This window comes from Patulibacter defluvii (assembly GCF_034096925.1).
Taxonomy (GTDB): domain Bacteria; phylum Actinomycetota; class Thermoleophilia; order Solirubrobacterales; family Solirubrobacteraceae; genus Patulibacter; species Patulibacter defluvii.
In genome coordinates, this window is sequence record NZ_JAWZSQ010000007.1 from 146,931 (window position 1) to 161,094 (window position 14,164).

13 protein-coding genes and 1 riboswitch are annotated in these 14,164 nt (G+C 74.6%); of the genes, 7 read left to right on the top strand and 6 right to left on the bottom strand.

Going from position 1 to position 14,164, the window contains the following annotated elements; translation table 11 throughout:
- Window positions 1–175 precede the first annotated feature (175 nt).
- From SH587_RS09770 to SH587_RS09780, 3 genes are all read right to left on the bottom strand, one after another.
- Window positions 176–523 carry a winged helix-turn-helix transcriptional regulator gene (locus tag SH587_RS09770; RefSeq protein ID WP_320670411.1) on the bottom strand — a complete coding sequence of 116 codons (348 nt, stop codon included), beginning with the start codon at window positions 521–523 and terminating at the stop codon, window positions 176–178.
- A gap of 99 nt (window positions 524–622) precedes the next feature.
- A complete protein-coding gene (locus SH587_RS09775; RefSeq protein ID WP_320670412.1) occupies window positions 623–1,789 on the bottom strand; it encodes a type IV pilus twitching motility protein PilT in 1,167 nt (388 codons plus the stop codon).
- Window positions 1,790–1,910: 121 nt separating this feature from the next.
- A complete protein-coding gene (locus SH587_RS09780; RefSeq protein WP_320670413.1) occupies window positions 1,911–3,014 on the bottom strand; it encodes a sigma-70 family RNA polymerase sigma factor in 1,104 nt (367 codons plus the stop codon).
- Between the two features lie 264 nt (window positions 3,015–3,278).
- Between SH587_RS09780 and SH587_RS09785 the strand changes: the two genes are divergently transcribed.
- The 3 genes from SH587_RS09785 to glpX all read left to right on the top strand — a co-directional run bounded on the left by SH587_RS09785 (window position 3,279) and on the right by glpX (window position 5,946).
- Window positions 3,279–3,782: a hypothetical protein gene (locus tag SH587_RS09785; RefSeq protein WP_320670414.1), complete on the top strand. Its 504-nt coding sequence runs from the start codon at window positions 3,279–3,281 to the stop codon at window positions 3,780–3,782.
- A gap of 70 nt (window positions 3,783–3,852) precedes the next feature.
- Window positions 3,853–4,020: riboswitch (cyclic di-AMP (ydaO/yuaA leader) on the top strand.
- 9 nt (window positions 4,021–4,029) lie between these two features.
- On the top strand, window positions 4,030–4,821 hold the full coding sequence (locus SH587_RS09790; RefSeq protein WP_320670415.1) for a septal ring lytic transglycosylase RlpA family protein: 792 nt from the start codon (window positions 4,030–4,032) through the stop codon (window positions 4,819–4,821).
- A 123-nt stretch (window positions 4,822–4,944) separates the two neighbouring features.
- Window positions 4,945–5,946, top strand: a complete 1,002-nt coding sequence (gene glpX, locus SH587_RS09795) for a class II fructose-bisphosphatase (RefSeq protein WP_320670416.1) — start codon at window positions 4,945–4,947, stop codon at window positions 5,944–5,946.
- Here the strand turns inward: glpX and SH587_RS09800 are convergent.
- From SH587_RS09800 to SH587_RS09810, 3 genes are all read right to left on the bottom strand, one after another.
- Window positions 5,943–7,073: an AAA family ATPase gene (locus tag SH587_RS09800; protein ID WP_320670417.1), complete on the bottom strand. Its 1,131-nt coding sequence runs from the start codon at window positions 7,071–7,073 to the stop codon at window positions 5,943–5,945. The genes glpX and SH587_RS09800 overlap by 4 nt on opposite strands.
- Window positions 7,074–7,164: 91 nt before the next feature.
- Entirely contained in the window at window positions 7,165–7,938 is a 774-nt protein-coding gene (locus tag SH587_RS09805) for a hypothetical protein (RefSeq protein ID WP_320670418.1), read from the bottom strand.
- A gap of 57 nt (window positions 7,939–7,995) precedes the next feature.
- Window positions 7,996–8,898, bottom strand: a complete 903-nt coding sequence (locus tag SH587_RS09810) for an NAD(P)H-binding protein (RefSeq protein WP_320670419.1) — start codon at window positions 8,896–8,898, stop codon at window positions 7,996–7,998.
- 184 nt (window positions 8,899–9,082) lie between these two features.
- On the opposite strand from SH587_RS09810, the gene SH587_RS09815 reads away from it, so the two are divergent.
- Genes SH587_RS09815 through zwf form a run of 4 tightly spaced genes read left to right on the top strand, consistent with a single transcriptional unit; the run spans window position 9,083 to window position 14,164 of the window.
- Window positions 9,083–10,000, top strand: coding sequence for an ROK family protein (locus tag SH587_RS09815; protein WP_320670420.1), 918 nt, complete (start codon window positions 9,083–9,085; stop codon window positions 9,998–10,000).
- On the top strand, window positions 9,997–11,673 hold the full coding sequence (locus SH587_RS09820) for a phosphoglucose isomerase-related protein (protein ID WP_320670421.1): 1,677 nt from the start codon (window positions 9,997–9,999) through the stop codon (window positions 11,671–11,673). Before SH587_RS09815 ends, SH587_RS09820 begins: the two co-directional genes overlap by 4 nt.
- Window positions 11,673–12,611: a phosphogluconate dehydrogenase (NAD(+)-dependent, decarboxylating) gene (gene gnd / locus SH587_RS09825; protein WP_320670422.1), complete on the top strand. Its 939-nt coding sequence runs from the start codon at window positions 11,673–11,675 to the stop codon at window positions 12,609–12,611. The genes SH587_RS09820 and gnd overlap by 1 nt, the downstream gene beginning before the upstream one ends.
- An 11-nt stretch (window positions 12,612–12,622) precedes the next feature.
- Complete coding sequence (gene zwf / locus SH587_RS09830; protein ID WP_320670423.1) at window positions 12,623–14,164, top strand: glucose-6-phosphate dehydrogenase; 1,542 nt, start codon at window positions 12,623–12,625, stop codon at window positions 14,162–14,164.

A 14,164-nucleotide genomic window follows, 5' to 3' on the forward strand; every position in this document is an offset into this window, starting at 1 on the left:
CAGGCGGTCCGGGGATCCGGGATCGTGGGCGTGCGCGCCACAGCCGCAGCGGTGACCGTCTGGGGGAACGACCTGCTCCATCGAAGGTCCCAACCGGGGACCGCCCCGAGAGTTCCGGTCCGGGACGAAGGTCGCAAGGACTGCAAGATCGGGGCCGGGCCCCGCGGGCGCCCGATCAGGCGTTGACGGCCAGCGGCGCCGGGGCGTCCGCGACGTCGACCGCGGCGCACTCGTCGGCCCCGCCGAGCCAGCGGCTGCCGTACTCGCGCATGCCCTCGATGATCGGCAGCAGCGCCAGGCCCTTGGCGGTCAGCGCGTACTCGACCCGCGGCGGGACCTCGGGGAAGGTCTGGCGCTCGACGATCCCCTCGTCCTCCAGCGCCCGCAGGCGCAGCGAGAGGGTGCGGGGGCTGATCCCGCCCAGCGACCGCTCCAGCTCGCAGAAGCGCGTGTGGCCCTCGGCCAGGTCGCGGATCAGGAGCAGCGTCCACTTCCCGCAGACGATCTCTGCGGTCCGGCACACGGGGCATGTCGGATCGACGGGCATGCCGTGACTTTACCGAATGAAGCATTGGGCACAGCAGGGATCTCCGCTCGCGGGGCGCGGCGGAGGCCGTCGCGGTCAGACGGCGGGCAGCGCGGTCTCCCGCTCCTCGCCGCCGGCGGCCCGCCGCTGCTGGTCGGCGACGTCGTCCATCGAGGTCCCCATCCGGCCGTCGGCGCGCAGCAGCAGCTCCAGGTCGTGGGGCCGGGCGGCGGCCCGCATCGCGTCGTCATGGCTCACGCGGCCGTCGAGCACGAACCGGCAGAGGGCCTGGTCGAAGGTCTGCATCCCGTAGTGCTTGCCCTCGGCGATCACCTGGCTCAGCTCGCCGAGGCGGGCCGAGTCGCGGACGATGTCGCGGACCAGCCCGGTCGCCCGCAGGACCTCGCAGACGGCCAGCCGGCCCTTGCCGGCGGCGAGCGGGACCAGCCGCTGGCTGACGACGCCTTGGAGGGTCAGGGCCAGCGCCTCGCGGATCTGCTGGTGCTGGTGGGGCGGGAAGAAGCCGACTAGCCGGTCGACGGCCCCGGTCGCGTCGAGGGTGTGGACGGTCGAGAGCACCAGGTGGCCGGTCTCGGCGGCCGAGAGCGCGGCGCGGACGGTCTCCTCGTCGCGCAGCTCGCCGATCAGGATCACGTCGGGGTCCTGGCGCAGGACGCGGCGCAGGGCCTGGCCGAAGCCGCGGGTGTCGGCGCCGACCTCGCGCTGGTTGATCGAGGCCTTGCGGTCCGTGTGGAGCATCTCGATCGGGTCCTCGATCGTGACCACGTGGCACTCGCGAGCGCGGTTGATCCGGTCGACCATCCCGGCCAGCGTGGTCGACTTGCCGGAGCCGGTGATGCCGGTCACGAGCACCAGGCCGCGCTCCTCGTCGGCGAGCTCGCCGATCACCGGCGGCAGGCCCAGCTCCTCGATCGAGCGCGGCTCGTCGGGGACCACGCGGCAGACGATCGAGACGTGGCCGCGCTGGCGGAAGGCGTTGACGCGCAGGCGGGCGATCCCGGGCTCCTGGTGGGCCAGGTCCATCTCGTCCTCGGCGGCGAAGGCGGCCCGCGCCTCGTCGTCGCGCAGCATCGCCTGGAGGACGCCCTCGGTGTCGGCGGCGGTCAGCGGCGGATGGTCGGCCATCAGCGGCCGCAGCACCCCGTCGATCCGGCCCAGCGGCGGGCGGTCGACCTTCAGGTGCAGGTCGGAGCCGTCCTGGGCGACGAGGGCGGCGAGGCAGGTGCGCAGATCGACCGGCATGGGGACCGGATCGGCGCTGCCCGATCCGTCCCCGCGCGCGGGCGGCCGCGGATGGACGGACGAACGACGAAGGGCGCCCCGCAGGACGCCCTTCGCGCGTTTCGGTCGATCGCGGCCGCGGCTAGGCGACGTCGCGCAGCTTCTGCGCTTCCGCCAGCGACTGCAGCTTCTTCAGCGACTGGTTCTCGATCTGGCGGATCCGCTCGCGCGTGACGTTGAAGCGGTGGCCCACCTCGTCCAGCGTGCACGGCTTCTCGCCGCCGAGCCCGTAGCGCAGCTCCAGCACGCGGCGCTCGCGGTAGCTCAGGTTCTCCAGCGCCTCGCGCAGGTGCTCCTTGGTCAGGATCTCCGCGGCGCGCTCGTACGGCGACTCGGCCCGCTCGTCGGCGATGAACTGACCGAACTCGGACTCCTCCTCGTCGCCGACCGGCTTCTCGAGCGAGACCGGGGCCTGGGCCGAGCGCTTGATCGACTCGACCTCCTCGGGGTCGATGCCGGTGACCTCGGCGATCTCGTCCGGCGTCGGCTCACGGCCCAGCTCGGTGACCAGCTTGCGCTCGGCGCGGCCGATCTTGTTCAGCTTCTCGACGACGTGGACCGGGATCCGGATCGTCCGCGCCTTGTCGGCCAGGGCGCGGGCGATCGCCTGGCGGATCCACCAGGTCGCGTAGGTGGAGAACTTGAACCCCTTGCGGTAGTCGAACTTCTCCGCCGCACGCACGAGGCCCAGCGTGCCCTCCTGGATCAGGTCGAGGAAGGGCAGGCCCTGGTTGCGGTAGTTCTTGGCGATCGAGACGACCAGGCGCAGGTTCGACTCGACCATCTTCTGCTTGGCGTCGAGGTCGCCGCGCTCGATCCGCTTGGCGAGGTCGACCTCTTCGGCCGCGGTCAGCAGCCGGACCTTGCCGATGTCCTTGAGGAACAGCTGGAGGCTGTCCGTCGTCATGTCGGGACGGAGGTCCAGCGGCGTGGCCTGGCGCTTCTTGCGGCCACGCTTGTCGGGCGCGCGCTCGACCTGCGTGGCGCTGTGGGCGGGATCGATCTCGTCGACGAGCTCGATCTCGCTCTTCTCGAGGTAGGTGTTCAGGTCCTCGACGTCGGACTCGTCGAAGTCGAGCTCGGAGATGGCCTTCTGCACCTCCGCGTGCGTGAGCACCCCGAGCGTCTGGCCCCGATGGACCAGCGTCTTGACCTCTTCGAGTTCCTGGAGTTCGACTGCAGACATATAGGGAGGCGTCTCTTCGGCGCTCCGCCGGGAGACGGCGGAGGCAGTGGCAAAGCAGTGAGGAGTGCGCGTCGGCCGAAGCAGAGGTGCGGGCAACAGCGGCCCAGGCTACCGACAGCGTCCCTTCATTCTAACAGGCTGCCGTCGCACATCTACACGCGTAAAGCGCCAAGATGCGCGCGCGGCGAGGCCCGTCGAACTCCTATACACCGCAGAACGGGAAAAGGTGCACTCGCGCGTCGATTGCGCGACGATTCGCCGACGATGGCCGACGCGAAGCCCGATCAGGACCCGCCCGCGACCGACGGCGTCCTCGGCAACCTGCCCGCCAGCCGGCCCCAGCGACGGAGCGCCCGGCGGGCCCCGTCGGGCACGGCGAAGGCGGCGCCGAAGGCCCGGACGGCGACCGCCAAGCCGAAGGCCACGAGCGCGAAGACGACCGCCAAGGCCGGCGCCGGCACCCGCGCGAAGGCCCCGGCCAAGGCCGCCCCGAAGCGGGCCGCCGCGGCCAAGGCGACCACCAAGCCGGCCGCGGGCGCCAAGCCGAAGCGGGCCGCACCCCAGGCGGCCCCCGCCCCCACCGCGAGCTCCGGCGCCGACCGCGCGCGGCCGGTCCCGAAGGCGCCGCGCTCCGGCTGGGCGACGCCGGAGCCGACCCCGTCGCCGAAGGACCAGGCCCTGCGCGACGTGCTCGACGCGGTCGGCGCGGTCGCCAACCGCGGCGAGTCGATCGTCCGCGGCGTGCTCCGCCGGATCACGCCGCGCTGACACCGTACCCATCGACGGCCCGCGCCGGGAGCCCGCGACGGCGACCTGGCGCGCCGCGATCGATGTGCCATAATCCTGCCCGCCGAGCTCCCGACGACCGGTTCGTCGGGGGGCGGGGGAACCACTGCGGCCGGCCCGGAAGGGCGGCCGCTGGGGCGAATCGGGTCGATTTCGATCCGTAGCGCACTCGTTCAGCGCGAGCCCGACAGCTCACCCCGTAGGCGCAGAACGAGACCAACAGGATCACGTGATCGCCCGCAACTTCGCGCGCCGCGCTGCCGTCATCGGCCTGCTCGCGGTACCCGCGCTCCTTCCCGCCACGGCCCTGGCCGCCGACGGCACCGGTGGCCTGACGCTCGAGAGCGCCGCGGCCGCCGCCGCCGCGCCGGCCGACACCAGCGCGGACCTCTCCGGCGCCGGCACCTGGTCGGCCAGCCCGTCCACCGTCGTCGGCCGCCCGGTCCAGATCGCCGGCAGCTTCGACCGCGACCTCGCCGGCCGCTACGTGCGGGTCGAGCGGGTGGACCCGAAGGGCGTCTGGCGCCGGGCCGCGATCGCCAAGATCCGCAGCAACGGCAAGTTCCGCGCCAACTGGCGGACCCGCGCGATCCGCTACCACGAGCTGCGCGTGCTGCTGACCGGCCAGGCCGACGCCCGCAAGGCCCGCACCGCCACCGTCGGCGACGCCAACAGCGCCGACACCGTCAAGGTCGTCGTGCTCGCCAAGGCCCGCGCCACCTGGTACGGCCCCGGCTTCTACGGCCGCAAGACCGCCTGCGGCACGACGCTGACGCAGAGCACCGTCGGCGTCGCCCACCGCACCCTCCCCTGCGGCACGCAGGTGGAGATCCGCCGCGGCGGCGAGAGCTTCGTCGTCCCGGTCATCGATCGCGGCCCGTTCGCCAACGGCGCCACCTTCGACCTGACCAAGAACCTGGCCGACGACCTCGGCGTGACCGGCGTCGACGCGGTCCAGTACGTGGTCCGGGCCGACCTCAAGCGCCTCGCCACGCCGCAGAACGCGCCGGCCGCGCGCTGAGCCTCGATCCGCCGTCCCCGCGGGCTCGGATAGGGTCCGCGCCGTGAAGCGTCCGTGCCCCGCCGTCGCGGGGCACGCGCCGTCCAGCCCCGTGTTCCCCGACCGATCGCCGAGAACGAGAGCATGATCACCACGCCCGACCGCACGCTCGCGATGGAGCTCGTCCGCACCACCGAGGCGGCCGCCCTGGCGGCGTCGCGCCTGGCCGGTCGCGGCGACAAGATCGCCGCCGACCAGGCCGCCGTCGACGGCATGCGCCACGTCCTCGACACCGTCGCGATGGACGGCATCGTCGTGATCGGCGAGGGCGAGAAGGACGAGGCGCCGATGCTCTACAACGGCGAGCGCGTCGGCAACGGCGACGGTCCCCAGGTCGACATCGCCGTCGACCCGCTGGAGGGCACGACGCTGACCGCCAAGGGCCAGCCGAACGCGCTCGCGGTGATCGCGATCGCCCCCCGCGGCTCGATGTTCGACCCGGGCCCCTGCGTCTACATGGAGAAGCTGGCCGGCGGCCGCGACATCGGCGACCTGCTCGACCTCGACCGCCCGCTGGTGGAGACCGTCGGCCTGATCGCCGAGCGGCGGCAGAAGGACATCAGCGAGGTGCTGATGATCACCCTCGACCGCCCGCGCCACGAGCAGCAGATCGAGGCCGTCCGCGCCGCCGGGGCCAAGGTCCGCCTGATCTCGGACGGCGACGTCGCCGGCTCGCTGCTGGCGGTGATGAGCGACTCCGCCGTCGACTTCCTGTGGGGCGTCGGCGGCACGCCGGAGGGCGTGATCTCGGCCGCGGCGATCAAGTGCCTCGGCGGCGCGATCGTCGGTCGCCTCTGGCCGCGCAACGACGAGGAGCGGCAGGCGGCGATCGCCGGCGGCTACGACCTCGATCGCCAGCTGACCCAGGACACGCTGGTGAACGCCGAGCAGTGCCTCTTCTCGGCCACCGGCGTCACCGACGGCGAGTTGCTGCAGGGCGTCCGCCGCCGTGCCCAGGGCGGCGCCACCACCGAGTCGGTGGTGATGCGGGCCGGGTCGGACACGATCCGCCGCGTCCACGCCCAGCACCGGCCGGAGAAGCTGGCCAGCATGCCGGGCGCCGGTCCCGGCTTCGCGATCTCCTAGCGCTGGCGCACCCACTCCGCGAGCAGCGGGTCGACGACGGCGATCGCCCCGCGATCGCCGTCGCGCTGCAGGTGGCCCTGGTCGACCAGCCGCTCGGCGGCGTTGTTGAGCGTCGAGCGGGCGACCCCGTGCGACGCCGCCAGCGCCGTCGACGAGGGCGCGACGCCGTCCGCGATCGCCGCCAGGACCGCCCGCTCGTTGGCGTCGAGGCCGTTCCACATCGCCCGCAGGCCGGCGGCGGTCTGGGCGATCGCCTCGTCGATCACCTCGCGGGCGACGGCGGGCGTGCCGGGCTGGCCGTCGGCCAGCCGCTCGGCCAGCAGGTAAGCCAGCAGCATCGTCCGCTGGGGGTGCCCGGCGGCGAACGCCACCAGCTCCCCGAGCGCCAGGCCCGGGTCGAGGCCCTCGTCGCCGTAGCGCGCGGCCAGCTCGGCGGCGACGTCCGCGAGCGGGAGCGGTCCCAGCGTCAGCGGCGTCGCCTGGCCGAACAGCGGCCGGGCCCGGGCCTCGAACAGCTCGCGCATCATCGACGGCTCGGACCCGCAGAAGACGTAGGCGGCGGCGTCCTGGTGGTACTGGATCCGCGACCGCAGCAGCCCGTCGAGGTCGCGGCGCGCGACGAGCAGGTCCTGGAACTCGTCGAACACCACCAGCGTCGGCGTCTGGTCGCGGTTCCAGAGCGTCAGCGGCAGGTCGAGCAGCTCCAGCAGCAGCGCCTCGGCGTCGGCGCCGTGCCCGGCCGGCGGCCGAGGCCCGACCGTCACCGTCGGTCCGCTGGCCGAGAGCCCGACGCCGATCCGCGCCAACAGTCCCGACAGGTGGGCCCGGATCCACGGGACGTCGAGCGCGGCGTAGGCGGCGGCGACCCGGCGCGCGACGTCGGTGACGTCGGCCACCCGGAAGAGGTCGACGTGGGCGGTCCGCCAGCCGCTCTCGCGCAGCGTGCGCGCGTGCGCGAGCGTGACGCTGGTCTTGCCGAACCGGCGGGGCGCGACCAGTCGCACGTTGACGCGATCGGCCGCGCGGCGGGCCAGTAGGGCGAGCTCGCGCTGGCGGTCGATCATCAGCGACGGCGGAACCGGCCCCTCGAAGGGGAACGGCGTGCCCTGACGCCCTGGCTCGCTCATGGCAGGATTGTAGCGTCGATCGCTACAGGGCTGTAGCGGTTATCGCTACAGCGGTGGAGCGCCCATCGCTACACGCCGGTAGTGCCCGTCGCTACGGCGCGCGCCCCGCGGGCGAGCGCCGCGCGCGCGGGATCCGCTCCGGCGTCGGGCCGTCCTCCTCGACGGACAGGCGGGGGGCGAAGCGGCCGACCACCGACTCGGCCAGCTCGCCGGTCGCGAGCGAGCGGATGAAGCCGTAGGCCAGCAGCACGTGGTACCGCGACTGGGTCTGCTTGTAGATCCAGTAGGCGATCCCCGACGACATCGCCGGGTAGAACTGGCTGACCTCGAGCTCGACGTAGGCCTGGCTGAGCGGCCCCGGGTGGTCGGGCCGGGCGGGATCCTCGACCCCGTCGCGGCGGTGGACCTCGATCTCCAGGAAGCCGCGGTCGCGACCCCGTCGCGAGACCAGCAGGCCGTGGGTGATCGGCCACCGCACCAGCCCCAGCGTCGGGGTGAACTCGTACTCCGGCTCGCGGAAGCCGAGCATCACGATCCGGCGCGAGAAGAGGCAGACGTAGCGGCCGCGGTCGTCGTAGTGGACCCGCACCAGCCCGAGCGAGAACCGCTGCATGTAGTGCCAGTAGGAGCGCGCCAGCCGCTCCAGGTGCATCGGCGTCCAGATCCGGTCGAGGTTCTCGGTCGGCGTGGTCAGGGTCGCGGTCTGGATCGAGTAGACCGAGCCGGACTCCGCGTCGCGGCCGGTGTGGTCGACGAGCCGGCCGACGCGGACCTGCTGGACGGCCTCGCGCGTCCGCAGTCGCCGGCCCAGCACGGCGCTCGCGACGGCGACCACGGCCAGCAGCACCAGGACGAACAGCGGCATCGCGGCTGATTCAACCACCCTCGGCCGCGCCGGCGCGGCCGGACGGGGATGCGGCGCTCAGCCGTCGATCGCCGCCCGGACCGCCGCGTCGAAGCCGAGCGGGGCGTCGTTGACGCCCGGCGGCGGGGGCTCGGTCACCACCATCTCGGCCCGCAGCCCGTCCACCAGCGGCCGCACCAGCGGGTACTCGACGCCGCCGAAGAGGCTCACCCAGCGCGACGACAGCCGCGGCGTCATCACCGGCACCGGCAGCATCGGCGGCCGCCGCCGGCCGAGGGCGGCCGCCGTCCGGGCCATCATCTCGCGGTAGGTCAGCACCTCTCCCCCGCCGAGCTGGACCTCGCCCGGCACCGCGGGGATGGTCGCGAGCGTCGCCAGCGCCGCGGTCACGTCGCGACCGGCGATCGGCTGGCTGCGGGTCGCGACCCACGCCGGGCAGACCATCACCGGCAGCCGCCGGACGAGGTTGCGCAGGATCACGAACGACTGGCTGTCGGGCGCGATCACCATCGCCGCGCGGGCGTGGACCGGCTCGGGCACGTGGCGGGCCAGGATCGCCGCGACCTCGGCCCGGCTGCGCAAGTGGTGGGACCGCTCGGCTCCGGCGCCGTCGAGCCCGCCCAGGTAGACCAGCCGCCGCACCCCGGCCCGCTCCGCCGCCGCCCCGAAGGCCCGCGCACCACGACGGTCGAGCTCCGCGAAGTCGCCGTCGTTGCCGCGGCCCATCGCGTGGACCAGGTAGTACGCCACGTCGACGCCGTCGAGCGCCGCGGCCAGCCCGCGATCGCGGAGGACGTCCCCCGGCACGACCTCGACGGTCGCCGGCAGCCCGGCCTGCTCCGGCCGCCGGGCCAGCGCCCGGACCTCGGGACCGGCTGCGGCCAGCGCCGCCACCAGCGGCCGGCCGATCGAGCCCGTGGCGCCCGCGACGAGGATCCGGCCCGGCTGTCGCACGCTCATCACCCGACCCTACGCGCGCGGGCGGCGATCGGATGCGGGCCGGTGGCGGCCCCGCCCGTCCGGCTTTCCGGCCCCCGGTCTCACGGCCCGGCCGGCCCCCGCTGCTCCAGCGGGCGCAATCGCGGCCGCGGGTGTTCACCCCCTGGCGCCGAGCGTCGGCCCGGAATGTGCGAACCTCGCGGCGATGGATCGCACCGGCCGCACCGCCGGAGTGGACGTCGGCGGCACGAAGGTCGCCGTCGGCCTGCTCGACGGCACGACCCTCTCCGATTCCCGACTGGAGCCGACCGCGGTCGACGATCCCCAGGCGCTGCTCGACCAGATCGCGCGGATGGTCCGCGCGCTCGGCCCGGTCGACGGCGTCGGGGTCGGCGTCCCGTCGGTGATCCGGATCGCCGACGGACGGGTGATGAGCACCACCAACATCGCCGCCTTCCGCGACGTCGCCCTGCGCGACGCGCTCGGCGAACGGCTGGGGCTGCCGGTCCACGTCGACAACGACGGCAACCTGGCCGCGCTCTCGGAGGCCTGGGGCGACGACCTGGAGCTGCTCCACCGCTCGCTGGTCGGGGTCACCGTCGGGACCGGGATCGGCAGCGGGATCGTGCTCGACGGCCGGCCGCTGCACGGCGCCCGCACCTCCGCGGTCGAGCTCGGCCACCTGACGATCGCCGCCGACCCGTCCACCGGCGCCCCGGCCGCCGGCAGCGCCCCGCTGCCGACCTCGCTCGAGACCTGGGCCAGCGGCCGCGCGCTCGACCGGCTCGCGCGCGAGCGCGGGTACGAGGACGGGATGGCCGTGACCGACGCCGCCGAGGCGGGCGAGCCGTCCGCGATCGAGGCGCTGGCGATCCTCGGCGAGCGGGTCGGGATCGGGATCGCCGCCGCCATCACCCTGATCGAGCCCGAGGTCGTGGTCGTCGGCGGCGGGGTCTCCCGCGCCGGCGAGCTGCTGGTCGGTCCCGCGCGCGCCGCGGCCCGCCGGCTGCTGCTGCCCGGCCTCGGCAGCGAGACCGAGATCCGCGTCGCCCAGCACGGGCCCCAGGCCGGGGTCCGCGGCGCCGCCCTGCTGGCCCGCATCGAGGAGACGCGCACGCGATGACCGAGACCCCTTCCCCCTCCCCCGTGCCGCCGACGCTGCGCTGGCGGCTGGACGGCGACCAGGCCGCCGCCGTCGAGCAGCTGCTGGAGCGCGCCGCCGCCGAGCGCGTGGTCGAGCGGCTGTGGGAGCGCGATCCGACCCTCTGGGGACCGGCCGGGCAGCCCGAGGTCGCCGATCGGCTCGGCTGGCTCGACGCGCCGACCACCGGGCTGGAGCAGCGGGAGGCGCTCGAGACGCTGGCCGCCGAGGTCGTCGCCGACGGCTTCACCGACGTGATCCTGGCCGGGATGGGCGGCTCGTCGCTGGCGCCCGAGGTGATCTGGCGCTGGTCGCACCACCGCGCCGGCGACGACCACCGGCCGCACCTGCACCTGCGGCTGCTCGACTCGACCGATCCCGACGCGGTCGCGACCGCCGACGCCGCGACCGAGGCCGAGCGGACGCTGGTGCTGGTCTCGACCAAGTCCGGCGGCACCGTCGAGACGCTCTCGCTCTTCCGCCACTTCTGGGAGCGCCACCCCCACGGCGACGCCTTCGTCGCCGTCACCGACCCCGGCTCGGGGCTGGAGCGGCTGGCCCGGGAGCACGGCTTCCGGGCCATCCTCCACGGCGACCCGGAGATCGGCGGCCGCTACAGCGCGCTGTCGCCGTTCGGGACGGTGCCGGCGGCGCTGGTCGGGGCCGACCTGGAGCACCTGCTCGGCGGCGGCCAGGCCGCGCTCGACGGCGCCCGGATGCCGCTGGCCGACAACGCCGCCGTCCGGCTCGGGGTCGCGCTGGCCGCGCTCGCCGCCGGCGGCCGCGACAAGCTGGCGCTGCGGGTCGAGGATCCGCGGCTGGCCTGGTTCGGCCTCTGGCTGGAGCAGCTGGTGGCCGAGTCGACGGGCAAGCACGGCCACGGCCTGCTGCCGGTGATCGACGAGGCCCGCTCCGGCGGCGGCACCCTCGGCCCCGACCGCCAGCTGCTGGTGCTGCGGGCCGCCGATCCGCCCGGGGGGCCCGACCCGACGCTCGAGGACGAGCTGGCCGCGGCGGCCGCGGCCGGCGTCCCGGTGCTGGAGCTGACCGTCGACGGGCCGGGCGCGCTCGGCGCCGCCTTCGCCGCGGCCGAGGTGGCGGTCGCGATCGCCGGCTGGGGCCTGGGGATCAACCCCTTCGACCAGCCCGACGTGCAGGCCGCGAAGGACGCGACCCAGGCGGTCCTGGCCGAGATCGCCGCCGGCCAGGCGGTGCCCGAGGCGCCCGAGGCCGACGCCGGGTCGATCCTCGGCCTGCTCGACGGGCTCACCGCCCCCGGCTACCTGGCGATCCTCGCCTACCTGCCGCCGAGCGACGGCGCCGCCGAGGCGGTCGACCGGCTGCGGGCCGCGCTCGCCGCCCGCACCGACGCCGCCGTCACCGCCGGCTTCGGTCCCCGCTACCTGCACTCGACCGGGCAGCTGCACAAGGGCGGGCCGCCGGGCGGCCGCTTCCTGCTGCTCGAGCACGACCCCCGCGCCGCGGTCTCGATCCCCGGCGCGGACTACGACTTCGGGACCCTGTTCCGCGCCCAGTCGGCCGGCGACCTGCGCACGCTCGTGGGTCGCGACCGGCAGGCGCTGCGGGTCGACCTGGGAAGCGACTGGCCCGAGGGGCTGGACGCGCTCGTGACCGCGATCGAGGAGCACCGCTGATGCAGATCGCCTTCGTCGGACTCGGCAAGATGGGCGGCAACATGGTCCGGCGGCTGCGCCGTGCGGGCCACGACGTCGTCGCCTACGACCGCGACACCGACCTGACCCGCGCGCTCGGCGCGGAGACCGGCGCCCGCCCGGTCGGCTCGCTGGAGGAGCTGGTGGCGACGCTCGACGCCCCCCGCCACGTCTGGGTGATGGTCCCCCACGGCGACCCGACCCAGTCGACCGTCGACGCGCTCGGCGCGCTGCTGGAGGCCGGCGACGCGATCGTCGACGGCGGCAACAGCCGCTGGACCGACGACGAGCCGCGGGCGGCCGCGCTGGCCCCGAAGGGCGTCCACTACCTGGACGTCGGCACGTCGGGCGGCGTCTGGGGCCTCGACGCCGGCTACTGCATGATGGTCGGCGGCCCCGACGAGGCGGTCGCGCGGCTGGCCCCGATCCTCGACGCGCTGGCCCCGGAGACCGTGGAGGAGTCGCGGCACGTGATCGGCGACCGCGGCTGGGAGCACGTCGGCCCCTCCGGCTCCGGCCACTTCGTGAAGATGGTCCACAACGGGATCGAGTACGGGGTGATGCAGGCCTTCGCCGAGGGCTACGCGCTGCTGCGCAAGAACGATCCCGACCTCGACCTGGCGAAGGTCGCCCACCTGTGGGAGCAGGGCTCGGTCGTCCGCTCGTGGCTGAACGCGCTGGCGGCGCGGGCGTTCGAGGCCGAGGGCACCGGCCTCGACGGGCTCGAGCCGTGGGTCGACGACTCCGGCGAGGGCCGCTGGACGATCGAGGCCGCGATCGACCACGACGTGCCGGTGCCGGCAATCACCGCCGCGCTCTTCGCCCGCTTCGGCTCGCGCGGGGAGGACGACTACGCCAGCCGGGTGCTGGCCGCCCTCCGCAACCAGTTCGGCGGCCACGCCGTCAAGCGCGCCGACTGAGCGCCCCGCCGATGACCGCCCAGGAGACCCCCGCTCCCGACCTCGGCGGCGACCCGCTCGCCGAGGGCCTCGACCAGCTGCCGCCGCCCTCGTCGACGCTGGTGATCTTCGGCGCCACCGGCGACCTGGCCCGCCGCAAGCTGCTGCCGGCGCTCTACAACCTGGCCCACGAGGGCTCGCTGCCCGAGCGCTTCCACCTGGTCGGCGTCTCGCGTGGGGAGCTGTCCGACGACGAGTACCGCGAGCAGGTCCGGCAGGCGGTCGAGCGCTTCTCGCGCCGGCCGCCCGACGAGACGGTGCTGACGGCGCTGCTGGAGAACGTCTCCTACGTCACCGGCGGCTTCGAGGAGGACGGCGCCTACCGCGGCCTGGCCCAGCGGCTCGGCCAGCTCGACGCGGCGGCCGGCCAGCCGCTCAACCGCGTCTTCTACCTGTCGACGGCGCCGCGCTTCTTCGGCCCGATCGTGGCCCAGCTCGGCGGCCACGGCCTGGCCCGCCGCGAGGGGGCCGAGACGCGGGTGGTGATCGAGAAGCCGTTCGGGACCACCGAGGACGAGGCGCTCGACCTCAACCGCCGGATCCGCGAGGTGCTGCACGAGGAGCAGATCTTCCGGATCGACCACTACCTGGGCAAGGAGACGGTCCAGAACCTGCTGGCGCTGCGGTTCGCCAACGGCCTCTTCGAGCCGATCTGGAACCGCAACCACATCGCCTCGGTCCAGATCACCGCCGGCGAGGCGGTCGGGCTGGAGGGCCGGGCCGGCTACTACGACGGCGCCGGCGCGCTCCGCGACCTGGTCCAGAACCACCTGCTGCAGCTGCTCTGCATCCTGGCGATGGAGCCGCCGACCGCGTTCGCCGCCGACGACATCCGCGGCGAGAAGGTGAAGATCCTGCGCGCGATCGAGCCGATCGCCCGCGAGCGGATGCCCGAGCACGCCGTCCGCGGCCGCTACGGCGCCGGGGCGGTCGGCGGCGAGGTGGTGCCGGCCTACGTCAACGAGCCCGACGTGCCGGCCAGCTCGACCACCGAGACCTTCGTCGCGCTGCGGCTGCAGGTCGACACCTGGCGCTGGGCCGGCGTGCCGTTCTACATCCGCACCGGCAAGCGGCTGTCGCGCAAGCTGACCGAGATCGCCGTCACCCTGCAGCCGGTCCCGCACCTGGCCTTCCAGGACCGCGGCACGGTCGTCGAGCCGAACCAGATCGTCTTCACGATCCAGCCCGACGAGCACGTCTCGATCAAGCTCGCGGCGAAGGTCCCCGGCAGCGGCATGCACCTGCGGCCGGTGACGATGGACTTCTCCTACGGGACCTCGTTCCTGTCGACCTCGCCCGAGGCCTACGAGCGGCTGATCACCGACGCCCTCCGCGGCGACGCGACGCTCTTCACCCGCGCCGACGAGGTCGAGGCGCAGTGGGCCGTGATCCAGCCGATCCTCGACGCCTGGGCGGCCGACCCGTCGCCGCCGGACGAGTACCCGGCGGGCAGCGACGGGCCGAAGAGCCAGCAGCGGATCCTGCGCGACGGCGACCGCTGGCGCGCGATCTGA

Excerpts from the sequence above, each read along its gene's own strand:
- SH587_RS09785 (WP_320670414.1), top strand. The coding sequence starts at position 3,279 with ATGGCCGACGCGAAGCCCGATCAGGACCCGCCCGCGACCGACGGCGTC.
- SH587_RS09775 (WP_320670412.1), bottom strand. The coding sequence starts at position 1,789 with ATGCCGGTCGATCTGCGCACCTGCCTCGCCGCCCTCGTCGCCCAGGAC.
- gnd (WP_320670422.1), top strand. The coding sequence starts at position 11,673 with ATGCAGATCGCCTTCGTCGGACTCGGCAAGATGGGCGGCAACATGGTC.
- SH587_RS09800 (WP_320670417.1), bottom strand. The coding sequence starts at position 7,073 with ATGAGCGAGCCAGGGCGTCAGGGCACGCCGTTCCCCTTCGAGGGGCCG.
- SH587_RS09805 (WP_320670418.1), bottom strand. The coding sequence starts at position 7,938 with ATGCCGCTGTTCGTCCTGGTGCTGCTGGCCGTGGTCGCCGTCGCGAGC.
- SH587_RS09815 (WP_320670420.1), top strand. The coding sequence starts at position 9,083 with ATGGATCGCACCGGCCGCACCGCCGGAGTGGACGTCGGCGGCACGAAG.
- SH587_RS09820 (WP_320670421.1), top strand. The coding sequence starts at position 9,997 with ATGACCGAGACCCCTTCCCCCTCCCCCGTGCCGCCGACGCTGCGCTGG.
- SH587_RS09780 (WP_320670413.1), bottom strand. The coding sequence starts at position 3,014 with ATGTCTGCAGTCGAACTCCAGGAACTCGAAGAGGTCAAGACGCTGGTC.
- zwf (WP_320670423.1), top strand. The coding sequence starts at position 12,623 with ATGACCGCCCAGGAGACCCCCGCTCCCGACCTCGGCGGCGACCCGCTC.
- SH587_RS09810 (WP_320670419.1), bottom strand. The coding sequence starts at position 8,898 with ATGAGCGTGCGACAGCCGGGCCGGATCCTCGTCGCGGGCGCCACGGGC.
- glpX (WP_320670416.1), top strand. The coding sequence starts at position 4,945 with ATGATCACCACGCCCGACCGCACGCTCGCGATGGAGCTCGTCCGCACC.